We start from the raw sequence: 24865 nt of genomic DNA, 5'->3' as shown, positions 1-24865 counted from the left end.
AACGAATTTACTAACTGTTGTTAGGTGACTTGGAAGTTATTACTTAGATATCTTTAGACTTAACGGAATTTTTATAAAGCTTGTTTGAAACTTTAAGCAACCAAACTCAGTCAACATAAATCTACGTAACTTTTGGTCTGTACTGTGAGAATTTTTAGATTGGCATCCCACTGTGTTTTCAACATCACATTATTGGAATTCTAAAGTTCTTGGAAACTAGCTTCTCATCAATAACTTTTGCCAAGCAAGGTGTAAAAAATGACTGAATTTTTGAGCTTGTCAGAACTAAGCTTTGCAAAATTTAAGGTATAAACACCAAAACCGATGCGTAATCTACCCGACTCAGCCCGAATAAATTAATTGTGGTGTGTTAAGAGGCATCAACCATGACTCGAATTCGTGACGTTGTACATCAAGCTTTAGCAACTGGCTATCTAACGGTTGAAGCAGAAAACCAATTGCGCCATTTATTGACTACCCGCTATGACTTAGAAGATTTCAATGCTTTTATGTCATTACAGGAAGCGGCGATGAATGGCCAAGTCAAGCAAGAATCGCGGGAAAGAAGTGTGAAGTGTGAAGTGTGAAGTTTGTAGACAGGTAAACAAGACTACCATTCTCTTCCCTCCTGCCTCCTGCCTTCTGCCTCTGAGTCTACTCAATCATTTTCGTGGTTTTTCATCATCCCCAAATTCATCATCCTCAAAAAATGACCAGTCATCGTCATCATTAGTATTTGCGGGTTCTTCGTCAGGCTGTTTATAGGGAGGAATAATCACGCGGTAGTCAGCATCATAAACTGATTCTGTTTTGCCTACAGCCGTATTTTTTGGTTCGCGGTAGCTGTAAGAATAGGTCGAACCAGACTTAGAAGCGGTTTTAGGCTCTGGCTGGCGTTCTTCTGGTTCAAAATTGCGTTCTGGCTGAGTTTTTGGTCTGGGTGGAGGCGCTGGTTCTGACTGTTCCGCAAAATCCCAATCATCGTTATTACTGCTGGTTTCCCAATCATCAAATTCTTCATTAGCAGTCGCCTGATTTGACCTAGAAGATGATGGCGGAGTATAAGGTTGAGATTGAGGTTCTTCTCTACGCGGTGTGGTGACACGCCGAGGAGTGACTCGTGATTTGGGGGCTGGTTGTGGTTGCCCTGCAAAATAACTCGATAATTTAAATAAAGTAGTTATCAATACAGATGTCAAAGCACCCGCAGTAGTAATGAATAATATCCACATCGCTAGGGGTAATGGTTGAGTACGCACCCCCAAAAATACTAACGATATGGCAGGCGACCAGTTCTGCACTAACAACAGTGTTAGTCCTCCTAGTATTGCCACTAATAAAATTAAGCGAAGTACAGCCATAAAAAGGGCAAAAGTTAAAAGGCAAAAGTTAAAAGTTATTTAGGTCAATGAAAACAAAAGGTAAGAGTAAAAAAGTAAAAGAGAGTCTATCTTACTTTTACCCTTTTACTTTTACCTTTTTACTTTCTTCCTTGCCATCGTTGAATCGGGATGCAGTCAATCTCCAATTGATCTAAAGTCCTGGCAACAACGAAATCTACCAAATCCTCGATAGTTTGGGGGTTGTGATACCAAGCGGGAATGGCTGGTACAACTCTTACTCCTGCTTCTGCCAAGGTGGTTAAGTTCCGCAGATGAATCAGGCTAAAGGGAGTTTCACGGGGGACAATCACTAGTTTACGCCCTTCTTTGAGTTGGACATCGGCAGCCCTTTCCAGTAAGTCGGAACTCAAGCCAGCAGCAATCTTGGCAACTGTACTCATACTACAGGGAATAATAATCATCCCCAAAGTGCGAAAGGAGCCACTGGCGATATTGGCTCCCACATCACTCCAAGGATGACAGCATAGTTTGCCGGCAACAGGTACTCCTGCTTGTTCGCGCCAGAATTGCTCTTGTTGCGCTGGTTCGGACGGCATCTTAATTTCCTGTTCTGCTTGCCAAACCATGTAAGTTGATTTAGAGGCAACTAATTCAATTTCATAGTCAGCAGCAAGCAAATACTTGAGAGCGCGAACGGCATAAATTAGCCCAGATGCTCCTGATACGCCAATGATTAACGGCTTGGTGTGATGTGACACGCGATTTTCTTAACAAAACTTATTCATCATCAGCATAAGGTTCTAAATCGCTAGGTTCAAGGTCACGGGACAAATAAATGTCATCTCGGTCATCGTTAAGACCAGAATTACCTAAGCCTTTAGGTAGTCCATCACTGCCAACGGTGACTAAATCAATTTGTTGGCGGTAGTAATCGACACTTTTCACTTGGACTGATACACGATCGCCTAATCTGTAAGAAGCGCGATTTTTTCGACCAAATAAGGCTTGTTGTCTGGCGCGATATTCATACCAGTCATCTTTTAATGAACTAACGTGGACTAATCCTTCCACCCGCAATGGCGCACTGGGATGTTTTTGTTTGGGTGAGTCTGTGGTTGGGACTTCAATTTCCACAAAGAACCCGTAGGACTGCACACCAGTAATTACGCCTTGGAAGACTTGCCCGATGCGCTGTTTCATCAGTTGGGCTTTTTGCAACCCTGCCAAGTCAGCTTCGGCTTCTTGGACTTCTTTTTCGCGGTCGTTGAGTTGAATGATTACCCTGGTTAAATCGCTTTGCAGTTCTTGTTGCAATTCGGGCGGTAAGACGTTCCAGCTGACTTCGATGTGGGAAGATGAATGACGCAGGTTAACGCGGTCTTTAACGCGGGTAGTACGGCGATCGCGTCCATGTTCAATCAGTCGGTAGTAAACTCGTTGCAAGAGCAAATCAGGATAGCGGCGTAAGGGCGAAGTACAGTGGGTATATTGCGCTAGTGCCAAGCCAAAATGACTGCCTTTGGTGGTGCTGTAGGCGGCTGGTTTGAGGGTATCTTGCAACAAATAAGTTAACACCTGTTCGGAAGGTGATTCGGCAAAGGCTCGCGTTAATAACTGGTAATCTAAGGGTTGGATATCCGCGTCGGGTTCTAATGTCAGTTCCACACCCAAATTAATTGCCAGTTTGAGCATTTCTTGGACATCTTCGGGATCAGGTGCGCCTTGGACTCGCCAAATCGCGGGAATGCCTAACGCACTCAGATGTTCTGCCATTAGTTGATTGACTAATAGCGTAAACTCTGTGAGGAGCGATCGCACAGTTAAATTATTCACCACCACCGCACCTAACATTCCTTCATCAAAGTAAGGGTTTTGATTGGGTGGCAAGTTTAACTGTAAGCTACCACGGGCTAGGCGTGCTTGTTTGACAACTTGGTGTAAACCTTCCAGGTTTTGCAATAACTGAATAACTTCCTCAGATTCCTTGGAAGGTTGACCACTGAGAACTGCTTCCGCTTTGTCTTTATTAATGGCTGTATCGACATTAATCACACTTGGCTGAATTTCCCATTCTTCCACTTCCCCGGATGTTGGGTCGATGGTAATTAAGAATGAAAGTGTGAGGCGATCGCTTCCCGTCGCTAAAGAACAGCGATCAGCTACAGTGTCTGGTAACATAGGCAATACTAAATCACCCAAGTACACAGAACGGCCGCGCTTCAAGGCTTCCCTATCTAAAATTTCATCGGGCTGAATGAAGTGAGAAACATCGGCAATGTGAAAGCCTAAACGCCAACCTTTGTTAGTTTTTTCCAAACTCAAAGCATTTTCTACTAACTTGGCATCAGTATTGATCCCCGTAATTGCCAAGGTAAATAAACTGCGTAAATCTAATCTGGTTTTGATATCAGCTTTCAGGATGCGTTTCGGTAACTTAGCAGCTGCTTCTTGTACTGCTTCGGAAAAATTGCGGGATAAATCATGTTTACAAGTCACCAAATCAATATCGGCGGCGGCTTCCGCATCGCTACCTAAAATTTGCACGACCCTTCCCAGGGGGGGATATTGTGCTAAAGGATAACGCAGCACTTCCACATGGGCGAGATGGTCGATAGCTTCGGCTAAAGTCATCCCAGCTGTTTGCAACTTGAGTTCAAACAGCAGGCGATCATCTAAAGGTACGGCGCGAAAACCACTTTCTACTTGTTTAATCCGGGCTAATAAAGTGTGATTAGAACGTTCTAAAATTAACTTAACTTCGCCTTCGGGAGAACGCCGACGACTGCCTTCTTTAAGAACTCTTACTAAAACGCGATCGCCATTCCACGCATTACTTAAATGACTTTCGCGGATGTAGATATCTTCAGCGCCTTCTACATCTTGAATTGCAAAACAAAAGCCCTTACTAGAACAGCGGAGTTTAGCTTCGATCACGCCTTCTTCAAAGACGCGGCGATATTTGCCCCGTTCTTTGACCAAAATTCCGATTTTTTCGAGAACATCCAAGGCAATATGCAGCTTTTCTAAACTATCCTCATCTTCGCAGCCAAGTTTCTTTTCTAAAACTTTCCGAGCTACCAATTTATCATCGGTGAAATTGGCAAGGAGTGTAGCGATTGAAAATTCCATGCAGTGAACCGACCTTTGGTCAAAACATCATGTTGGTTTAACAATGAAGAATCCAGGAGACAGGAGTCAGAATTCAGAATTTACCTTTTGGCGACTGGTGGATGAATCACGGTTTTAAGTCTCACACTCAATATATGATTTGATTTAGTGGTTCTAACTCTTGGCGCTGCTTCATCACACTTTCTTGTTCTGACTCCTGAATTCTGACTTCTGAATTCTTCTTGAATCTGGTTCTGTTCTGTATACCCTCACGGCCTACAGATACTAACTAACTGGAAACGAGTTGCCTTGAGGCATGGTTCTGTGAAGTTCCCCATTAAAGCAGTCAACCTACCTGGAGATCAACTTACTTCCGAAATTTGAGAACTTCTCACTGCATGACCATTTCAGAGTTAATTGGCGTTTTCTGCTCCTTCACTGAACCAAACTGATAAAGTACGCCTGATGAGGGGGTTTTACCTGCTAAGTAATGACGCAAAGGGTTTTTGAGAGGCTGGCTTAAGGTTCATCTCCACAGTACCCAAAAGCGATCGATTCGGAAAAACCACAGGTGTTTGATTGTCTAGCTTGAAGGTGCTTTTACGCCATCCGACTCTGATGTTTAACTAGGAGAAACTGCCGATTAACCCAATATTCCCACATGTAGAATCGGTCACAATTAGGTCAGCAGTCATACAAGCAGTGAGGGCGAACCTTATCTCCATTATTGTAGATTTAGAGCGTACTTCTAGGAAATAATTCTAAATAGAGATTTAGGTAAATAGTATAGCACTGAAGGCGATATCGCCTACATAAATAGAGCTAGTAGTTAATTATGCCTCAAAATAATTGTTACTGCTGCAATGACAACACCACAGACAAAGCATAAACATTACTCTGAATTTTAAGATACCAGAAAAATTAGCTGGAGGATGGGGCGGTAGTTGTAGGCGATCGCTTTGCCGGACAAATCAATCTTACTAAATCCGAGATTTCCTAAAACTTTTCTCTGCCAACCCAGGAACTATAGACTTAAATTAAAATATTTCCATAGATTCACTGTGGACATATTATAGTTATCTCCCTTTCGGCATTGGGGTAAATATCGCAGTTGCCAGATGAATGAGGACAAGAAATAATTGTCAAACATCCTTGTTTCTCCCTCTCTGTTCCCTGCTATAGATAAAATTAACCCCGTGATTTAGCAGACATTAGATTTTGGTGACAGTATTATGTTGGCTCAATTTCAGAGCTTGTATCCCAACGGTAGTTTAACTTCCGAATTAGTAGATATTTTTCAAGGCAAATATATTGTTAGAGCCAGTGTGCAGATTGACGGTGTAATCCGTGCTACTGGTTTAGCAGCAGCAGAAACCGTAGAAGCCGCAGAAGACCAAGCCCGCAACCGGGCGCTGATGGTATTAGGGGTAAAAAATACACCACAAACTCAGGCAGAATCATCGCCTCCAGTAACAAATGCTGTAGCACCTACTCCTGTAATTCAGACAACAGTAAATGTCAGTGAATCAACTTATGCTGCTACACCCGATAAAAATTTGGAATTAGTGACTAGTAAACCGGAAATATCTCCTGTAGCTGCTAGTAGTAAAACTCTCACACCCGATTTATTTGCCAATGAAGCATTAAGCATTGATACTCATACCCCAGATTTAACGCCTAGCTTACCTTTAACTCCCAGTCGAGAGCCAGCGTTTGTTCCCTCTGCGGATAATTTAGAAATTGAAGTTCCGCATCAACCAGAAACACCAGCTTTTTCGGGAATGACAGCGAGTAATGTCACCCCATTTACACCCCGTAACTATAGTTCTTCTGAAACTACAACTACTTCAACAACTACCAGTAAAAGAAAAAAGAAAGCGGAAGCAGTTGATTTATCTGATGTGATTGCAAAAACTGATGTGGAGTTGCAACGTTTAGGCTGGACACCAGAACAAGGAAGAGAACATCTGATTAAAACCTATGGTAAACGGGGACGTACTTTGCTGACTGAAGAAGAACTGCACAGCTTTTTACAATATCTCCAATCTCAACCTGATCCAATTGCGGGGTTTTAATTAGTGATTTGTCATTAGTCATTTGTCCTTTATCCTTGGTAAGGACAAATGGCTGATATTGTTTGGATTTTAGTATCAGAAACGAACCAGAGAGTACACAGACAGATAAGGGTTGAAGAAGTTAGTGTAAGTTTTAGTTTGTAATTATGGCTGACTCTCAAAATTCATCCAATCAAAACCAAACTACAAAACTACCTTGTCATACTAAAAAATTCAGTCATTTATGAAACCAGTAAATTTAGCGGAAGTATTAGCTAAAACTGATGTTGAATTACACCGTTTAGGCTGGACACCAGAACAGGGAAGAAAATATCTCATTAAAACTTATGGCAAGAGAGGGCGGACTTTATTAACCGAATCAGAATTACTCGATTTTCTCAGATACTTGGAAGCTCAACCTACACCATCACCACGAGAAGATTTGTTTATTCAGGTTATAGCTCAAACTGATCAAGAAATGCAGCGATTAGGTTTGAGTGTAGAGTGGGGAAGAGATTATCTGATAAAAACCTATGGTAAGCGATCGCGCCATTTATTAACCCAAGAAGAATTACTCAATTTTCTCAAATACTTGGAATCTCTAGCCACACCTCTAGATGAATCTAAATACTAGGACTAAACCTTATTTATGCAAAAAATCCCAGATTTTAAGTAAGTCTGTGGTAAAAAACATAACTATATTAAGAAAGGTGAATTAAACTACAACCCTCTTTCCTCTTGCCTTCTGCCTCCTCCCTCCTTTATTTACGGGGATTCCTTTCTGCCTCTTGCCTCCTTAATTTTGCCTTCTGAGGGCAAATCTTGCTGAATGGGAATTTGAATAAAAAATTTAGTACCTTTTCCTAGACTGGATTCACACCAAAGCTTTCCTTGATGTTTTTCGGTAATAATTTCATAACTAATTGATAAGCCTAATCCTGTACCTTTACCAACAGGTTTAGTTGTAAAAAAAGGGTCAAATAACTTTGATTTTACTGATTCTGGAATACCTGTACCATTATCTGCAATGGTAATTAAAATATCAGTTTCCGATTTTCTTTGAGTTTGAATCAAGATAGTGAGAGGTTGCTTTGGGCTTTTTTGATGGGTTTCCTCTAAAGCATCAATCGCATTTGTCAATATACTCAAAAATACTTGGTTGATTTGTCCGGCATAGCACTCAACTAACGGTAACATAGTATATTCTTTAATGACCTGAATTTGCGGATGCTTAGGCTGGTCTTTGAGACGATGTTGCAAAATCATTAAAGTGCTATCAATACCTTCGTGCATATTTACCGCTTTGAATTCTGCTTCATCCAAGCGCGAAAAATTTCGCAAAGATTTGACAATTTCTCGGATACGATTAGCACCAATTTCCATTGAATTGACAATTTTTTTGTAAATCTTTATGTAAAAATTCTAATTCTAGTTCATCAACTTCTGCTTTTAAGGCTTGTGGTGGATTAGGGTAACATTTTTGATAAGAACGAATTAATTTTACTAAGTCTTGAGTGTATTGCTGAATATAACTGAGATTGCCATAAATAAAGCTCACTGGATTGTTGATTTCGTGAGCTACACCTGCCACCATTTGTCCTAAAGCAGACATTTTTTCATTCTGCACCATTTGAGATTGAGTCCGATGCAGTTCTTCTAGAGTTTTTTGGAGATGTTGATTATTTGCTTGTAACTCTTGAGTACGTTGAGCAACTTGATTTTCTAAATATTGATTGGCTTTTTGTTGTTCGGCTAAAAGTTGTTTGATAGCTTGAATTAGCTGATTAAACGAAGTCGCCAAAACACCTACTTCATCTCCCGCCGTCACTGGTACTTGTACATCAAAATCAGATGTTTGGATGGAATGCTGCACTGTTTGGGTGAGGTTTTGAATTGGTTGTGCGATCGCCCGACTGGTGTAAAATGCTAAAACCGCAGCCAGCAGCACAGATAAGACTAAGCTAGTAATAATAATTTGCGATCGCAATTTTTTGAGCCGACAAGAGAATCTCTTCTGCATCTTTATATTCACCCGCCGCTCGTACCACCATCTGGGTTAGAGCTTCAGAAAAATGATTAATCCTAGATACATCCTGACTACGATCAAAATTAATTAACTGCTGTTGTGCTTCCTGAATATTTTTTGGGTGCCAATTTTCTTGCTTGAGTACATCTAACAGTTGCTCAACTTTTTGCAGGTAAGCTTCTGGTACTCCTTGATAAGTCTGCATAAAGTTTTGAACTATAGCAATTTCTTCTTCTGTATCTCCCGCTTGAGTGTGTATATCACCTTCCAAAACTTGCAATTGTGACCATATTTTCCTAAACTCGGTCATGGATTGTCTTAGTTCTAGAACCTCGTGTTGTAAAAGTTGGGGATTATCCAAATAAGTAATTAACTGTTGGCGTTTATTCCTAGTTGTTAATTCAACTATCTTCAGGTGATTAATCAACTGAATCTCTTGTAGAGCATCTTCTTGTGCTTCTAGTGCTACCTGGTTGTAATGATCTCCCAACAGTGAACCAACCAGCGTTCCACAAACAGCCACACTCAAAGCTATTCCATACCCGCAAGCAATTTTCTGTCCTACCTGCAAGCGTTGTGTCCATTGAAGAATTGTTGATTTAGCTTGTGTAATGTAATTAGTTTTTTGGTTTGATGAGCGTGAATTGAGAACAGCCATATTAAGAGATACAGGATAGTTGGTAATTTATATTTTCAGCCTGTGCGACTATGTTCGTCACCTGAAAATAATTACCTTTAGTATTCCCAGTAGATTAACTATAAGAAACAAATCAGTCAGGCTCGTTTCCTCACTATCAAATTATGATAGTGATGGCTCAGTTGAACACTGATTTACACGTAAATATATTTGCATAAAAATTAATAGAAAAATCACAAATTTTTTTATGCAAATTTTAGTGATTAATCTACATAATTATGTTTACAAAACTCTAATTGATGCAAAAAATCCCAGATTTTATTAATTGTATTTTCAGCTATGAGTACGATACAAAGTTGCAATTATTAGGCGCACCATCAGTTTGAAGTAGGTTAATGAGCAGCTATTTCTTGGCTATTAACAGGTAAAAAGCCAGCTTGGGCGATCGCTCTTTGTCCTTGTTCAGTCAGCAATAGTTTGGCGTATGCTTCCCCAACTTGTTGTGCTTGACCTTGGTTTTGTTTAATCATCACAAATAATGGCGAAGTTAGTGGATAACTACCGTTTTTGATGACAGATGGATTTAGTTGATTGCGTTGTCGAGGACATTGATTTGGCTCTACAACTGGTTCACGGTAAAGAGACACAAACTTGTCGGAACTTACCCCCAAAGGTAGTAGCTTCACGCCACATTGATTGATTACCCCTCTAGCCGAGGCATAATACACACTACCAGGAGTTGTTTTAATGCGGCGTAATGCTTCTGTCGTTGAGTAAACATACTCTACCTGCGAGCCGAAATTTTGCTGATCTGCTGGCTTATCAGCAAATAAAAGCGTGTCGGCATTGTCAGGTGATTGAGACAACGGTACAATTGGCAAATCTTTTCCGCCTACTTGCTTCCAGTTAGTAATCTCTCCCAGATAAATTTTTTGTAACTGTGCAACTGTTAAACCAGGTACTTGTAATTCTGGGTTAACTACTACAGCCACTCCATCCATTCCCACTTGACGTTGTTCAATTGTGACACCTTGTTTTTTCGCCTCCGCTTGTTCTGCATCTGTTAGGGGACGGGATGATTGAGTAAAGTCTAACTCTCCAGACAGCAACATCCTAATTCCTGCGCCCGAACCAGGACTACTATCTGTAGGATTAACATAGAGCAATTGAAATTCAGGACGAGTATTTTGAATCTGTGAATCTACTAGTTGTCTAATTGATGCCCAAGCTGTACTGCCACCGTAATTAAAAGCACCGATTGGCATATCATTCACATTAGCAAAGGTTGAACCCGTAAGACTACTGACAGTGGCGGGATTCTGACTAGAGACAGAATCTGGACGATTATTAACAAATAAGCGTGGTCTTAGCCACAACCAAAGCCCACCAATGAGTACAATTGTAATGACTTCACCAATGATTAGACCCCTGATCATTTGGATAGCATCTGTGCTGAGTGAAACAGCTCTTCTATTACTGTTGCTCATTAGATTGAATTTTATTAACTGTCTTTAATCAAGAATATATATTAAAAATATAAGTAAATTATAAGTAAATCTCTTTAAGTAGAATTACGGCAAACAACCGTCAGGTAAATCGTAACATGTTAATAAAGTTACTAAGTGAACGTTACCAGGTTGTACAAGTTTTAAGTCAAGGAACGTTTTGTAAAACTTACATGGCTGAAGACACGTATCTTCCGCACCGTCCCACCTGCGTTATCAAACATTTTTTACCGAGTAGCGAACTTTCCATTCCTGTAGAAATTCGCCGACGGCTATTTAATCGAGAAACACAAGCACTACAAAAACTTGGTGACTATGATTTAGTTCCCCATTTGTTGACTTATTTTGAAGATGACCAAGAATTCTACTTAGTACAACAATTTATTGCAGGACATACATTAAGTACAGAACTCCAGCCTGGTTACTGTTGGACGCAAAGCCAAGTTATTCAACTTCTGCGTGAGGTTTTAGAAATTCTGCATTTTGTTCACAGTCATGGGTTAATACATCGAGATGTCAAACCCAGTAATATTATCCGCCGAACATCAGATAATCGTTTAGTTTTGATTGATTTTGGGGCAGTGAAACCAATTTTGACGCAATTGGTTAAAAACCAAAAAAATTTAGTTCCGATTGAATATTCTACAATTGCGATCGGTACACCAGGATATATGCCGAGTGAACAACAACGTGGCAGACCAAAACCTAATAGTGATATCTATGCTTTAGGGATGATTGCAATTCAAGCACTCACCGGCGTACATCCCACACAATTACCAGAAAATCGCAAAACAGGTGAAATTATTTGGCAACATTTAGCTGAGGTAAATGTTGAATTCGCGGCGGTAATTAATAGAATGGTGCGTTATCACTTTCAAGACAGATATAAATCCGCCAAGGAAGTATTAGAAGCACTATTACCTCTTATCAATAATCAAGATGCTACCCTACTGTCAAAATTTCCATCTCACAATAATTTATCTGCATATCAATCTCATGCAGTGATAAGTAGTACCATATCAGCACCACTTTTAGAAAAACCAACCAGCATTCCTGAAACTTCTGTTATTCCCAAAAATTCACCTTTAGTGGTTGGCTTACTAATTGGTGTGGTTTCTGGTTTAATTTTGATGGTTGTGAGTTATTGGTCTTTGCAGATAATTTCCCCTGAACCTAATATTCAAAATTCCTTACCCACACCAGGGAATATCAATCGTTAAACATGACAGGACTTACGCACCAAAGTTGTCTGTAGAGACTGGGTTTAGGGGTGAAAGGGTATGAGATGTAAGGGTTGTAGATACATACACACCTATACCCCTACACTCTCACCAAAACCCTTAATTTTTAGTTCTTATGCTTAAGTCCTAATTTACTCAGCTAGAAGTTGCGTGCGGTGAGGTAGTCGCAGTCTTGGCGGTTCCCGTCGATTGCGAACTACCGAACCCGGAGGGGGGTTCCCCCCGTTAAGCAAACTTCGGTGACTCAGCACTTTGCATGATTTGCGATTGATTATAGTTTGGTTGGGTACTGTCGCGGTGAATTAAAAATGCCACAATTGCCAGCACAGTTAAATTAACAGCTAAAACGCCAACGGCACTCCATACCCAAATTTTCATTTCAGCCTCCGAATTGTTAGTTATCAGTTGGCTTATGATGATGAAACCGAATTCCTAAAAAAATGTCGTAAACAAATTCAAAAAAATCTTTCTTTTGTAATAATCCCGAAGTTTGATAACAGCCTTTTGCATCTAAAAGTGGCTTCATCACATAATACGCTGGTTGATAATTGTACCAGGGAATTGAAGGCCAAAGATGATGAACTAGGTGATAATTTTGTCCCATAATCAAGAGATTGAGAATGGGATTAGGATAGACACGGGCATTTTTCCAGCGATCGCGCTCTACAAATGGCCGATGTGGCAGATAATCAAAAAATAATCCTAATGCTATCCCAACTATAAAAGCGGGAATAAACCAAAAATTGAGAATATAACCTAAAAATCCATACTGAACGGAAATATATACAATACTGACAACAATCAAGCGGCTAATAAACCACTCTAACAATTCATATTTTCGCCATAGTTGTCTTTTAAAGAAAAACACCTCATGGTATAAAAACCGCACTGCAATCAACCACAAAGGCCCCCCTGTAGAGACATAATGATCTGGGTCATCTTGGGGATGATTAACATTACCATGATGTTGCAAATGTACGCGCGTAAACACAGGAAACGCAAAAGCCAATATTAAAGCACTACCATGACCTAGCATCGCGTTAATTATCCGGTTACGATGTGCAGACTGGTGACAAGCATCATGAATTACTGTCCCAGAGCCATGCAAAGCTAAAGTGTTAACACAAAAGCATAACCAGTGTGGCCATTCCCACAACCAGTAGCCAAAATTGGATAGCACCAGCATCGTCACAGCAGACAAAAAAATTAACATTGTCGGGCTGAAATTACCGGGAGGCTCTAAAAATTCCTTGGGCGGGATTTTCAATACTTTTGGTTCTGCCTCCAGCGCGAGCATTTGTTACTCCTTACCTAATCAAACATTACGAATATACGATCAATCTTAGTAAAAAATAAAGTTTAATGAAGTTTTGTATAGCAATTTTTTTATCTAAACATCTGCTTCGCAGTAGATGAATAACGCTATGATTCCAAACAAAACCCAAGCATTTGCTGATAATTAGGGTGTATCGCTCAGTTATTCAAGAGTAGAGAGAAAATATATTCCTGGGGAGAGAGGGCATCAAGATTAGTGTACGATAGCTAATCTGTTCCTTAGTTACTAGGAATAATCAAAGGGAAAACTCAGCAATTGACATTTAAAATCATTTCCCCAAATCTACCCTTTATCTGCCCCGCGCTAACTGCTTAAATTGATGGATGTGGCAGTAACTGAATACAGCATCTCCCTGAACTTACTATGACTGCTTAATAAGATCCCTAAAATCAGCCCCTATGCAATTAAGAGATTCTCTACGTCGGACAAAAATTGTCGCTACAATTGGCCCCGCTACCAGCAGCCCAGAAATGCTCAAAGCGATTATCGAAGCAGGAGCAACCACGCTGCGCCTTAACTTTTCTCATGGTACTCATGCCGATCACCAGCGAAACATTCGCTTAATTAGGCAAACTGCTTTTGAACTTAATCAGCCAGTGGCAATTTTGCAAGACTTGCAAGGGCCAAAAATTCGCTTGGGGCGGTTTGAAAATGGGTCTATAGTTTTAGCAAAAGGCGATCGCTTCATCTTAACTAATCGCCAAGTTGTAGGTACACAAGAAATTAGCTGTGTAACTTACGAATATTTGGCAGAAGAAGTCCCCGCCGGAGCCAAAATTCTCCTCGATGACGGACGAGTCGAGATGGTAGTGGAAGAAACCAATCGGGAAAAAGGTGATTTGCTTTGCCGTGTCACCGTCGGTGGCAAATTATCTAATAACAAAGGCGTAAACTTTCCTGGGGTTTACCTGTCCATTAAAGCCATGACCGACAAAGACCGCGAGGACTTGATGTTTGGTCTTGACCAAGGCGTAGACTGGGTAGCACTTTCCTTTGTCCGCAACCCCCAAGATGTCATCGAAATCAAAGAATTGATTTCCAGCACCGGCAAGCAAGTACCAGTCATTGCCAAAATTGAAAAGCACGAAGCTATTGAACAAATGGAAGCCGTTCTAGCTTTGTGTGATGGCGTAATGGTTGCTAGAGGTGACTTAGGGGTAGAACTACCAGCCGAAGATGTTCCTGTATTACAAAAACGGTTAATTTCCACAGCCAACCGCTTGGGGATTCCCATTATCACCGCTACTCAAATGCTAGATAGCATGGTGAGCAATCCCCGCCCCACCCGCGCCGAAGTATCAGACGTAGCCAACGCCATTTTAGATGGTACTGATGCAGTCATGCTTTCTAACGAAACTGCCGTTGGTAGTTACCCAGTGGAAGCAGTCGCCACAATGGCGCGGATTGCCGAACGTATCGAACAAGAACAACGCAACTCAGATATCCGCCAACAGCGAGATAGTAGACGTTCCATTCCTAACGCCATCAGCCAAGCCGTAGGTCAAATTGCTGAAAACTTGGGAGCCTCCGCAATCATGACCTTAACCCAAACTGGGGCGACGGCGCGTAACGTTTCTAAATTCCGTCCCCATACCCCCATTTTGGCGGTGACACCCCACGTCAACGTAGCGCGACAATTACAACTAGTTTGGGGTGTGAAACCGCTACTTGTATTGGGACTACCTTCCACTGGTCAAACCTTCCAAGCTGCTATCAACGTCGCTCAAGAACATAAATTACTGTTTGAAGGCGATTTGGTAGTCATGACCGCTGGTACACTGCAAGGCGTGTCTGGTTCCACAGACTTAATTAAAGTTGAAGTCGTTACAGCTGTATTAGGTCAAGGAATTGGACTGGGACAAGGTTCTGTAAGTGGTCGCGCCAGAGTTGCTCAAACAGGAATGGATGTCAGCAACTTTAACCCCGGCGATATCTTAGTTGCACCCCGCACTGGTGCTGATTTTGTCGAAGCCATCCGCAAAGCCTCTGGTATTATCACTGAGGAAGACAGCCTGACTTGTCACGCCGCCGTGATTGGCTTACGTCTAGGTGTACCTGTGATTGTTGGAGTCAAGAAAGCCACCCAAGTTATCCGTGATGGAGCGATTTTAACTTTGGATGTGCAGCGTGGTTTAGTTTACTCTGGTGCAGTAGGCACACCGTAAAAAGGCAAAAGCCTCACTTCGACTACGCTCAGTGACCAGGAGACAGAGAGTAGGAGGATTTATACTGGCTTGCCAAGAATCTCTAACAACTCTCTGCGCCTCCGCGCCTCTGCGTGAAACATCATATTGAAGGTAACTGCGGAACCTCAAAGTCATGAAATGAGCAAACATTATGAGATGAATTATTTAACGCTCTCACCAGTTTTGCATCGAGAGTCAGTAAAACAGTATTGACTTGCTGCGACAGTGCAACATAACAAGCATCATAGGCAGAAATGTTGTAGTTGATGGCGATATTCACCGCGTCCGTCATCAAATCAGCCGTCGAGACAACACGTAAAGGAAAGTTTTTGAGCGTGGCTAAATCTGTTTGCACTTCAGCGACAGTGTACATTCTTGCCCGAACATACTTCCACATCACATTTGCAGACTCAATATAAAAAAGGTCTGGAACAAAAATTTCTGTCTGTGGATTGGAAAGATGACCAAACAGTTGCTTAACTTTAGTAGTTAATGGGTCAGCAATAAAATATTTGATGCACACACTGGTATCTACCACGCATCTAAGGGGTGTGGTCATCTGTCTCGGTCTTCTCGAATTAGTTCTGTACTATCAGGTAATCCAAAGTCGGCTGGATTTAAGCGGCGACGATTGCGGCTACTTTCTTCCAGAATTTTCAGTACATTTTTGTACCTTTCATCCTCCACTGGCTGCGTTTTTGCCTGCAAGACCTTTTGCAAGATAGTAATAACTTGAGCATCAACTGAGCTATTTTCCGCTTTCGCTAACTCTTGCAGTTGTGCATATAACTCATCGGGTATATTCAAGGCATTAAGGGTAGCCATTACTCGACCTCCCACAAGAATTTATTGGTCATGGTAGCACGATAAGAGTTTGGGAAATTCAGAACACTCCTCTCAAAAGAAAGGAGTGTAGTAAATGTTAATTCTGAAAAATGCTATTGACTTAGTATTTCAATTGCTTGTTGTAGCAATAGCTTAGTCTTGTGGAGATTTAACATTCTAGTCTGGTTGTAGCGTTCTGGCAGAGGAAGTAACCTACCTTCTAAAGTTGCTCGAATGAGTGCGGCTTGTTCATTTGTAGGTTCTCCTATTTCGTTAAGAATAACCTCAAGAGCTTCAAAACTTTTCCAACTCAGATTTTTTTAAACCTCTTCTATTATCTTGGAATTGCTGAATAGCATGTACGGGAAAAGCTAATAAAGGAGTAACCCAGCTTGTTTTGTAACCTGGATTTCCTACAGGCTTGATTCCGTAACGTGCTGCTAAGTCTTGCAATTGTTTAAGGGTTTTGCTTTCAAGTTCAGAACGTGTAAACATAGAAATGCCTAATTTTCTAATTGGGTTTGGCAGCTACCCCAACTTGCGAGGCTCGGTTAGCTGCCAATTAAAGTATCGCACGAAGTCATGCGATAAACAATTATTTTTAAACTTTTATGCCTAATTACGAAGAAAAACCCTATTTAAAGAAGCATCAATTTACAACTAATAGGGAAGAACCATTAACCGCAAAAATAACTCTCAGGCTTCCTCCATCTATGCTAGAAAAATTAAAAGGTCTAGATAATTACCCAGAATTTATCAGGCAAGCAATTGCAGATGCACTAAATAAGCTGGAAGAGGGGAATGATGTTAATGAAGATTAATTATGATATGTGAAGAATAGGGACAAGGTAGACAAGGTGGACAAGGGAGAGAGGTTTGGAAATGGTTTAGGGTTGCTACAGAAGTAAAATATTAATAACTATTGAAGAAAGCTATTAATACCTGTTTAAGCAAGTAATATATAGAACAATAAAAAGCTAACTGGCGTGTATTGACAAGGTGTATTTACAAAGCCAACACTTACTGATTGTTGCTTGCTCTCAGCGTAAGCTTGCAAATGATGGGTTAATGCCTGCGATCGCTCGGTATGATGGGCCAGTTTTTCATCTGCTGCGGTGCTTTCTCCAACAAAAACCGTTAAACCCACCAGATACATATATCCTCACCGCCGAGTAGAAAGCGATCACCTGTGATTTGTGGGTGCGATCGCTTGCTCATCCCTACTACTGGTCTTGTGATTCTTCTGGTATATCTTTGAGTGGTGTTTTTCGCAAAACCCAATCTAGATAAAGTACAAGAATCTGCATTTTCCAGAAATTGTTAGCACTTTTGATATTGGCATCACTCAGTAGCCATTTACAAAACTTTTCTAGCAGTATTCCAATAAAAACTTCAACAGACTTATTAACAACCAAAGGGATTAGTGTTTCTAGCATTGCGATTTCCTCAGAAGCTTAACTGAGTTAAATGTCGCAATTTTCTTTTGTAGCTATTTATCTGACTTGCCTTGACTTAGCCTGACTTACACTGAGTTAACTCCACATTTTGATAAAAACTTTGGCTACACTGGCTTATAAGTAATTGTGGGAGTCATCAATGTCTATACCAGAAGACTTTCTTAAGCAACTAGAGCAATATACTGAATTGTCACATCGACAGAAAGAAGTCTTTCTGGAAATATTTGGTCGTAGTAAGAGCCGAGTCCAAGTAACTCAAGAATTAAATATTTCTGAAAGTAACCTCAGCACTTGTCTTACAGAAATTTATCGAAAATTTTCTATCACCGGACATGGCCCTGTTAAAGAAAGCCGGTTACGGGAATATCTGAGCAAAAAATACTCACAGCAAAAACCCTCTAGTCATTTAACTACAGATGGCATAGATGATTCTATTGATGCTTTAGTCCAAGAAATCCGCCAACAAATCAAACCCTACATCAAAGAAAAGTGCGGAACCATGCGGGTATTAGATATGCCTAAGCCAATTGAGTTAACAGGAAAACAAGGTATTTACACAAATGTCAATATTCTGGAGGCAATAACAGGACGAAGACGATTAAAAGTTGCGGAACTAATGCAAAGCTGTGACCATGATAACTTTGAGCGACTTGGACTTAGCGGAGTAAAACAGAAACGAGTGTCAGGATTAGAGGTTGTACAGCGTTATAGTAAATTGATGGTTTTAGGTAAACCAGGGGCAGGAAAAACCACTTTTTTTAAAATATCTAGCAATGCAGTGTATTGAAGGGAGATATCAAGCAAATAGAGTTCCCATATTCATAACATTAAAAGATTTTGCAGAAGCACCTAAAAAGCCAGATATTTTGAAATTTATTGTTCAACTATTATCAAGCTGTGGGGGAACTCATGTCGGTGCCACAGTAGAGAAACTGTTGAAACAGGGCAAAGCATTCGTATTGCTGGATGGGTTAGATGAAGTAAGAGAGGAAGATACCAAGCGTATTTTACGACAAATTCGGGAATTTTCTGACTTGTTTCATACCAATCAGTTTGTAATTACTTGTAGGATTGCTGCCAAAGAATACACCTATCAAAGTTTCACAGAAGTAGAAATGGCAGATTTTGACGAAAAACAAATAGCCATTTTTGCTCAAAATTGGTTCCAGTTAACTGACCCAGTTAAAAGTCAAAGATTCATTCAAAAACTAAAGGAGAATAAACCAATCCAAGAACTAGCAAGTAGTCCTTTACTTTTGACATTGCTGTGTTTGGTGTTTGGAGATAGTGGAGATTTCCCAGCAAACCGTTCTGAGCTTTATCAAGAAGGATTAGATGTATTGCTGAAAAAATGGGATGCCAAACGCAATATTGAACGGGATCAAGTCTATAAAAATCTGTCTTTGCAGCGAAAGGAAGATTTATTGAGTCAAATTGCCTTAACCACTTTTGAGCATAAAAACTATTTTTTTAAGCAAAAAATGGCCGAAGCATACATTGTTGAATTTATTTGCAACTTACGTGATGCTGACTTAGATCCAGAAGCCTTGAAACTCGATAGTGAAGCTGTATTAAAGTCTATTGAAGCACAGCATGGGCTATTAGTAGAAAGAGCAAAGGGCATCTATTCATTTTCTCACCTAACATTTCACGAATATTTCGTAGCAAGAGAAATAGTTGCCAATTCTGACTATGAAACTTTGATTGAGCATATCACAGAAACACGCTGGCGGGAGGTTTTTTTGCTGACTGTTAGTATGATGCGAAAGTCTAATGAACTTCTCTTATTAATGAAGCAGAAAGTAAATAGTTTTATAGCTAGAGATGAAAACTTACAAAAATTTCTTTATTGGGTAAACCAAAAAGCTTTATCTATCCAATCTAACTATAAACCAGCAGCTATCAGAGCGATTTATTATGCCATTGGTTTTTCTAGTTACTCCCCAATTGATTATAATAACGAGCTTATCAAAAATTTAGATTTAGGGCGAATCTTGGATAAAGTCCTTGACTCCCACATAGCACGTAAATTTAATGATGGTCTTGAGCATAATGTAGCTGTTGACCTTGAACTTGCTCTTAGTCTTAATTATGATCCACATTCACCTTTTTTCAATCTCTCTGTTGCTATCGAATTTATAGATAAATCTGAAGTTCGGCATTTATTGGAAAAGTTAAGAAAGCAGACATATAGCCAAGCTTGGGTTGACCAACTAAGAGCAATAATGATTGAATATCGTAATATTGGGCATGACTGGCAATTTAGCAACGTACAAAAGGATCTGTTAAAGCAGTATTATGATGCAAATAAGCTCTTAGTAGATTGCCTGAATAGTGATTGTTATATTAGCCGAGAAGTCAGGCAGGAAATTGAAGATAGCTTGTTTTTACCAATTAAAAGTTAAAAATTTAGTCAAAGCTGAAACAATGCCAAAGAAAGAGGAGAAAAACGGTATAGGAATTTATTTGAATTTTTAATCTTGACTAATGAAAAAAGATATTTGCGATTGCTCTTTTACTTTTCAGTTACCATAGTCAAATTGTGCCAGTTTTTAGAATATAAACTAGGAGTAGCATGAACCTTTACTCAATACTTATTAAGGTTAAGAAGATTGATTAGAGCTAATATAGAAGAAGCACAATCTGTTCAAAAAAAGCAGAGCAGAAGTTTACTAGTTCCCTACATAGTTGATCATAAAAAAGAAAGTTTTACTAATAAATGAGTATAAATGCTCTTTCAATTATAACGTAAAGCAGATCGCTCCCTCTCCCATCCCACCCAAGCAAGTGCATCATCTGAGTATTGGCTGTAAAGGCGACTCTGTTGTTACGATAATTTCATATAAGATTTTTTTAGATGTTGCAGCCTTGATCCAAGCGGAAACTTTAGAACTACTAGAATGGCATCGCCTCTGCCAGCATTTGGCGACATTTGCGGCTACTAAGCTAGGGGCGATCGCATCCACTAATTTACAAATTCCCACATCACAGTCAGTCAGTGAGCAGTTATTAGCACAGACTAAAGAAGTTTACCAACTGGAAAGTCGGCTGACGACAAGCTTATCTTTTGATGGGATTCAAGATATTGGTGATTCTATCGAACGCGCCGAACTCCGAGGGATTTTAGCTGGCGATGAATTACTGGCGATCGCAACTACCCTGGCTGGTGCGAGAAATTTACGGCGTGTCATCGATAACCAAGAAGATATACCAGTATTAACTGAGTTAGTTGCCGATTTACGCACTTACCCAGAATTAGAACAGGAAATTCACCGTTGTATTGATGAACGTGGGACTGTGGCTGATCGCGCCAGTCAAAAGCTGAGTGAAATCCGCGACGATTTGCGTAAATTACGCAGTCAAATTAACCAAAAACTGCATAATATTTTACAAGCGAAATCCAACGCAGTTCAAGAACAATTAATTACTCAACGGGGCGATCGCTTTGTTATCCCAGTCAAAGCCAGCCACAAAGATGTGATTCCCGGCATTGTTCACGATACTTCTACCAGTGGCGTGACTTTGTACGTGGAACCTAATTCTATCGTTCCGATGGGTAATCAGTTGCGACATACGTTAAAGCGAGAACAAGCGGAAGAAGAAGCAATTCGTCGTGCTTTGACTGAGCAAGTAGCAGCCGTTACTCCAGATTTAGAAAGGCTATTAGCAATTGTCACTACCCTAGATTTAGCTACGGCGCGATCGCGTTATAGTTACTGGCTAAAAGCAAATCCCCCCAGATTTATCAACCGCAACGAACAAGAAATCATCACCTTACGCCAGTTGCGTCACCCTTTGTTAATTTGGCAACAACAACACGAACAAGGACACGCTGTAATTCCTGTAGATTTACTGGTTAGTCCCCATATTAAGGTTGTGACAATCACCGGGCCGAACACTGGCGGTAAAACTGTCACCTTAAAAACCCTGGGTTTAGCAGCCTTAATGGCGAAAGTGGGTTTATTCATCCCCGCCCGCGAACCTGTGGAAATGCCTTGGTTTGACCAAGTATTGGCAGATATCGGTGATGAACAATCGCTCCAGCAAAGTTTATCCACATTTTCTGGGCATATCCGCCGCATCAGCCGGATTTTAAATGCTTTAGAAAACGACTCAGCACTCAGCACTCCCCACTCCCTCGTATTACTCGACGAAGTAGGCGCAGGTACAGATCCAGCCGAGGGTAGCGCCTTAGCGATCGCACTTTTACAATATCTCGCAGAACACGCCCAGTTAACCATAGCCACAACTCACTTCGGGGAACTCAAAGCCCTGAAGTACGAAGATGCGCGGTTTGAAAATGCCTCGGTAGAATTTGATGAAGCTACTTTGTCGCCTACATATCGTTTATTGTGGGGGATTCCTGGACGTTCCAATGCTTTAGCGATCGCTTTACGTTTAGGCTTAAAACCGGAAGTAGTCGAACAAGCGAAAACCCAAGTCGGCGAAGCATCGGACGAAGTTAACCAAGTCATTGCAGGCTTAGAAGCGCAACGTCGCCGCCAAGAAACCAAAGCCGCCGAAGCCCAAAAATTATTACAACAAGCGGAACGATTATATAAAGAAGTATCCGACAAAGCCGCCGCTTTGCAGGAACGAGAAAAATCCTTACGGGTTTCCCAAGAAGTAGCCGTACAGCAAGCGATCGCCCAAGCCAAAGGTGAAATAGCCCAAGTTATTCGCCGCTTGCAACAAGGTACACCCACCGCCCAAGATGCCCAACAAGCTACGAATGCTTTAAATCAAATTAGCCAGAAATACCAACCAGCTCCAGCACCTAAGCCGAAAGTTGGGTTTATGCCAAAAGTGGGCGATCGCATCCGGATTTCCCAATTTGGACAAACTGCGGAAGTTTTAACCGCCCCCGATGAAGATGGTGAGTTAAACGTCCGCTTCGGCATTATGAAAATGACAGTCAAATTGCAAGACATCGAATCTCTCGATGGGCAAAAGGCTGAACCGATTGTCAAACCCAAGCCAACACCAGCACCAACCACTCCGCCTCCCCAAGCCGCCCCAGCCATTCGTACTTCTAAAAATACAGTAGATTTACGAGGTAAACGGGTAGCCGATGCCGAGATTGAATTAGACAAAGCCATTTCCGAAGCGAATGGCCCCATCTGGATTATTCACGGACACGGTACAGGGAAATTACGACAAGGTGTTCACGGCTTTTTGCAACAACATCCGCGAGTCAGCAGTTATGAAGCAGCAGAACAAGCTGATGGTGGTAGTGGTGTTACTATTGCTCACGTTTCTTAAGCTTGATTATATTAGCTAAAAATCTTGTCTCAGGAAAAGAGCGATCGCTCTTTTCTAACAAGTTAGATAATCGATAATTCTGTGCAGAATTAGGCAGAAATTATAGCAGTAGTCAAATCCTTCCTTCTGCCTCCTGCTATATCAGGACTTACGCAATAACTCTCTCCAACTCTTATAACTTTGTGTCTATGCGTCCTTTGCGGTTCGTTTTTTCATACTTTTGCGTAAGTCCTATATATGATTAAACTTGCCTATTCTTGCTATTTTTTTGTTTCACACCGAGGCGCAAAGGCGCAACGAAAAGAACGTAAATCATGACTTGAGCAAAAGAATTTACAACCAAAGGTATGAAAATTTCTTCCCCTCACACCCTTACACCCTTATACCCCTACACCCATTTACAAAGTAGTTCTCATAAATTACAAAAATCCCGTTTTCTAACCTCTAGTCCCTAACTTGAAACATCTTTGTAGTTACTTCCAAAAAAATCGCTGCAAATCCCCTCACAATTTGATACCCTAGCTAGAACAGTTTTGATAAAAGTTAACAGCGTGGACATTCAACTTGGGCGGGGAAAAACAGCTCGCAGGGCTTACGGAATTGATGAAATTGCACTAGTCCCCGGTAAAAGAACATTAGATCCTAGTTTGGCAGATACTAGCTGGCGGATTGGCAATATCGAGCGAAATATACCAATTATTGCTAGTGCAATGGATGGTGTAGTTGATGTAGGTATGGCTGTGCGTTTGTCACAGTTAGGTGCATTAGGTGTTCTTAACTTAGAGGGTATCCAAACTCGCTATGTTGACCCAAATCCCATTCTTGATCGAATTGCTTCTGTAGGTAAGGATGAATTTGTCTCCTTAATGCAAGAACTTTATGCCGAACCTATCAAGCCAGAGTTAATTGAAAAGCGCATTCACGAAATTAAAGAACAAGGCGGTATTGCGGCTGTCAGTGCAACACCAGCAGGTGCGAGTAAATTTGGTGAAGTTGTTGCTAAAGCTGGGGCAGATTTATTCTTTATTCAAGCTACAGTCGTCTCTACAGCACATTTATCACCAGAGTCGATAGTTACCCTCGATTTGGCAGAATTTTGCCGTTCTATGCCCATCCCAGTGGTGTTGGGTAACTGTGTTACCTACGATGTCACCTTGGACTTAATTAAGGCTGGTGCGGCTGCTGTATTAGTGGGTATTGGCCCTGGGGCTGCTTGTACCTCTCGTGGTGTGTTGGGTGTGGGTGTACCCCAAGCAACAGCGATCGCAGATTGTGCCGCTGCCCGCGATGATTATTATCAGCAAACTGGTAAATATGTGCCTGTCATCGCCGATGGTGGTCTAATTACTGGCGGAGACATTTGTAAATGTATTGCTTGTGGTGCTGACGGTGTGATGATTGGTTCACCCTTCGCCAGAGCAGCTGAAGCACCAGGACGCGGTTTCCATTGGGGAATGGCAACACCCAGCCCCGTTTTACCACGCGGAACTCGAATCAAAGTAGGTACAACTGGCACTTTAGAGCAAATTCTCACTGGCCCCGCAGGCTTAGATGATGGTACTCATAACTTGTTAGGAGCTTTAAAAACAAGTATGGGTACATTGGGAGCCAAAGATATCAAAGAAATGCAACAAGTTGAAGTTGTAATTGCTCCTTCCTTGTTAACGGAAGGTAAAGTGTACCAAAAAGCTCAACAATTAGGTATGGGCAAATAAAGAAAGTATAAAGTTTTAAAGACTGGAGGATGAAATTTTAGACTTCAAACTTCAGTTGAAATTCTTTAGGAAATTTTTCCAGACTCCCAAACATTCAACTGGAAAAATCCCTTCTGTCGCCTACAATAGAGAAAGCGGAGACGCATGTTTCCGTTCACTCCTCACACCAC

Annotated in this window: 23 protein-coding genes and 1 pseudogene; 11 read left to right on the top strand and 13 right to left on the bottom strand. The window is 41.0% G+C overall.

Going from position 1 to position 24865, the window contains the following annotated elements; all coding sequences use genetic code 11:
• Positions 1–386 precede the first annotated feature (386 nt).
• A complete protein-coding gene (locus ACX27_RS18755; protein ID WP_062294935.1) occupies positions 387–587 on the top strand; it encodes a hypothetical protein in 201 nt (66 codons plus the stop codon).
• Between the two features lie 75 nt (positions 588–662).
• Here ACX27_RS18755 and ACX27_RS18750 read toward each other — a convergent pair whose 3' ends face one another.
• From ACX27_RS18750 to ACX27_RS18740, 3 genes are all read right to left on the bottom strand, one after another.
• On the bottom strand, positions 663–1361 hold the full coding sequence (locus tag ACX27_RS18750; RefSeq protein ID WP_062294934.1) for a hypothetical protein: 699 nt from the start codon (positions 1359–1361) through the stop codon (positions 663–665).
• A gap of 119 nt (positions 1362–1480) precedes the next feature.
• Complete coding sequence (locus tag ACX27_RS18745; RefSeq protein ID WP_062294933.1) at positions 1481–2101, bottom strand: flavin prenyltransferase UbiX; 621 nt, start codon at positions 2099–2101, stop codon at positions 1481–1483.
• Between the two features lie 19 nt (positions 2102–2120).
• Positions 2121–4472 (bottom strand): ribonuclease R family protein, encoded by a 2352-nt coding sequence (locus ACX27_RS18740; RefSeq protein ID WP_062294932.1) that lies wholly within the window; start codon positions 4470–4472, stop codon positions 2121–2123.
• 1211 nt (positions 4473–5683) lie between these two features.
• On the opposite strand from ACX27_RS18740, the gene ACX27_RS18735 reads away from it, so the two are divergent.
• Together ACX27_RS18735 and ACX27_RS35795 are read left to right on the top strand one after the other, a co-directional pair.
• On the top strand, positions 5684–6526 hold the full coding sequence (locus tag ACX27_RS18735; protein WP_062294931.1) for a hypothetical protein: 843 nt from the start codon (positions 5684–5686) through the stop codon (positions 6524–6526).
• A gap of 226 nt (positions 6527–6752) precedes the next feature.
• Positions 6753–7139: pseudogene (locus ACX27_RS35795) on the top strand (hypothetical protein); the annotation flags it as partial.
• Positions 7140–7270: 131 nt separating this feature from the next.
• On the opposite strand, the gene ACX27_RS34015 reads toward ACX27_RS35795, so the two are convergent.
• The 4 genes from ACX27_RS34015 to ACX27_RS18710 all read right to left on the bottom strand — a co-directional run bounded on the left by ACX27_RS34015 (position 7271) and on the right by ACX27_RS18710 (position 10655).
• On the bottom strand, positions 7271–7888 hold the full coding sequence (locus ACX27_RS34015; protein ID WP_062294929.1) for a sensor histidine kinase: 618 nt from the start codon (positions 7886–7888) through the stop codon (positions 7271–7273).
• Positions 7872–8525 (bottom strand): HAMP domain-containing protein, encoded by a 654-nt coding sequence (locus tag ACX27_RS34010; protein ID WP_083468774.1) that lies wholly within the window; start codon positions 8523–8525, stop codon positions 7872–7874. Before ACX27_RS34010 ends, ACX27_RS34015 begins: the two co-directional genes overlap by 17 nt.
• The gene (locus tag ACX27_RS18715; RefSeq protein WP_062294927.1) at positions 8467–9189 is read right to left on the bottom strand and encodes a hypothetical protein; all 723 of its coding nucleotides are present in this window, start codon (positions 9187–9189) and stop codon (positions 8467–8469) included. Before ACX27_RS18715 ends, ACX27_RS34010 begins: the two co-directional genes overlap by 59 nt.
• A gap of 371 nt (positions 9190–9560) precedes the next feature.
• On the bottom strand, positions 9561–10655 hold the full coding sequence (locus tag ACX27_RS18710; RefSeq protein ID WP_062294926.1) for a PstS family phosphate ABC transporter substrate-binding protein: 1095 nt from the start codon (positions 10653–10655) through the stop codon (positions 9561–9563).
• A gap of 116 nt (positions 10656–10771) precedes the next feature.
• Here ACX27_RS18710 and ACX27_RS18705 point away from each other — a divergent pair, with 116 nt between their 5' ends.
• Positions 10772–11893 carry a serine/threonine-protein kinase gene (locus ACX27_RS18705; protein WP_062294925.1) on the top strand — a complete coding sequence of 374 codons (1122 nt, stop codon included), beginning with the start codon at positions 10772–10774 and terminating at the stop codon, positions 11891–11893.
• A gap of 246 nt (positions 11894–12139) precedes the next feature.
• Here the strand turns inward: ACX27_RS18705 and ACX27_RS32955 are convergent, their stop codons facing one another.
• Together ACX27_RS32955 and crtR are read right to left on the bottom strand one after the other, a co-directional pair.
• The gene (locus tag ACX27_RS32955) at positions 12140–12292 is read right to left on the bottom strand and encodes a hypothetical protein (RefSeq protein WP_200929825.1); all 153 of its coding nucleotides are present in this window, start codon (positions 12290–12292) and stop codon (positions 12140–12142) included.
• A 16-nt stretch (positions 12293–12308) separates the two neighbouring features.
• Positions 12309–13211, bottom strand: coding sequence for a beta-carotene hydroxylase (gene crtR, locus ACX27_RS18700; RefSeq protein WP_062294924.1), 903 nt, complete (start codon positions 13209–13211; stop codon positions 12309–12311).
• 437 nt (positions 13212–13648) lie between these two features.
• Between crtR and pyk the strand changes: the two genes are divergently transcribed.
• Positions 13649–15415, top strand: coding sequence for a pyruvate kinase (gene pyk, locus ACX27_RS18695; RefSeq protein WP_062294923.1), 1767 nt, complete (start codon positions 13649–13651; stop codon positions 15413–15415).
• Between the two features lie 121 nt (positions 15416–15536).
• Here the strand turns inward: pyk and ACX27_RS18690 are convergent, their stop codons facing one another.
• The 3 genes from ACX27_RS18690 to ACX27_RS34005 form a co-directional block, all read right to left on the bottom strand.
• Entirely contained in the window at positions 15537–15995 is a 459-nt protein-coding gene (locus ACX27_RS18690) for a type II toxin-antitoxin system VapC family toxin (RefSeq protein WP_062294922.1), read from the bottom strand.
• Positions 15992–16261, bottom strand: a complete 270-nt coding sequence (locus tag ACX27_RS18685; RefSeq protein WP_062294921.1) for a hypothetical protein — start codon at positions 16259–16261, stop codon at positions 15992–15994. Before ACX27_RS18685 ends, ACX27_RS18690 begins: the two co-directional genes overlap by 4 nt.
• A gap of 294 nt (positions 16262–16555) precedes the next feature.
• Positions 16556–16756, bottom strand: a complete 201-nt coding sequence (locus ACX27_RS34005; protein ID WP_235526258.1) for a hypothetical protein — start codon at positions 16754–16756, stop codon at positions 16556–16558.
• A gap of 116 nt (positions 16757–16872) precedes the next feature.
• Here ACX27_RS34005 and ACX27_RS18675 point away from each other — a divergent pair, with 116 nt between their 5' ends.
• Together ACX27_RS18675 and ACX27_RS32495 are read left to right on the top strand one after the other, a co-directional pair.
• A complete protein-coding gene (locus tag ACX27_RS18675; RefSeq protein WP_062294920.1) occupies positions 16873–17082 on the top strand; it encodes a ribbon-helix-helix domain-containing protein in 210 nt (69 codons plus the stop codon).
• A gap of 178 nt (positions 17083–17260) precedes the next feature.
• The gene (locus ACX27_RS32495; protein ID WP_158507403.1) at positions 17261–17437 is read left to right on the top strand and encodes a hypothetical protein; all 177 of its coding nucleotides are present in this window, start codon (positions 17261–17263) and stop codon (positions 17435–17437) included.
• Positions 17438–17484: 47 nt separating this feature from the next.
• Here the strand turns inward: ACX27_RS32495 and ACX27_RS18665 are convergent, their stop codons facing one another.
• Complete coding sequence (locus tag ACX27_RS18665) at positions 17485–17697, bottom strand: hypothetical protein (RefSeq protein WP_062294918.1); 213 nt, start codon at positions 17695–17697, stop codon at positions 17485–17487.
• A 160-nt stretch (positions 17698–17857) separates the two neighbouring features.
• Here ACX27_RS18665 and ACX27_RS32950 point away from each other — a divergent pair, with 160 nt between their 5' ends.
• The 4 genes from ACX27_RS32950 to ACX27_RS18650 all read left to right on the top strand — a co-directional run bounded on the left by ACX27_RS32950 (position 17858) and on the right by ACX27_RS18650 (position 24695).
• Positions 17858–18505 carry an NACHT domain-containing protein gene (locus ACX27_RS32950; RefSeq protein ID WP_200929824.1) on the top strand — a complete coding sequence of 216 codons (648 nt, stop codon included), beginning with the start codon at positions 17858–17860 and terminating at the stop codon, positions 18503–18505.
• Positions 18492–20123: an NACHT domain-containing protein gene (locus ACX27_RS18660; RefSeq protein ID WP_200929823.1), complete on the top strand. Its 1632-nt coding sequence runs from the start codon at positions 18492–18494 to the stop codon at positions 20121–20123. The genes ACX27_RS32950 and ACX27_RS18660 overlap by 14 nt, the downstream gene beginning before the upstream one ends.
• Positions 20124–20586: 463 nt before the next feature.
• Complete coding sequence (locus ACX27_RS18655; protein ID WP_062298424.1) at positions 20587–22980, top strand: endonuclease MutS2; 2394 nt, start codon at positions 20587–20589, stop codon at positions 22978–22980.
• 551 nt (positions 22981–23531) lie between these two features.
• Entirely contained in the window at positions 23532–24695 is a 1164-nt protein-coding gene (locus ACX27_RS18650) for a GuaB3 family IMP dehydrogenase-related protein (protein WP_062294917.1), read from the top strand.
• The last annotated feature ends 170 nt before the right edge of the window (positions 24696–24865 follow it).

This window comes from Nostoc piscinale CENA21 (assembly GCF_001298445.1).
GTDB classification, from domain to species: Bacteria; Cyanobacteriota; Cyanobacteriia; order Cyanobacteriales; family Nostocaceae; genus Nostoc_B; species Nostoc_B piscinale_A.
Note: the sequence above shows the minus strand (reverse complement) of the source record. Positions and strands in the feature narration are given on the sequence as shown.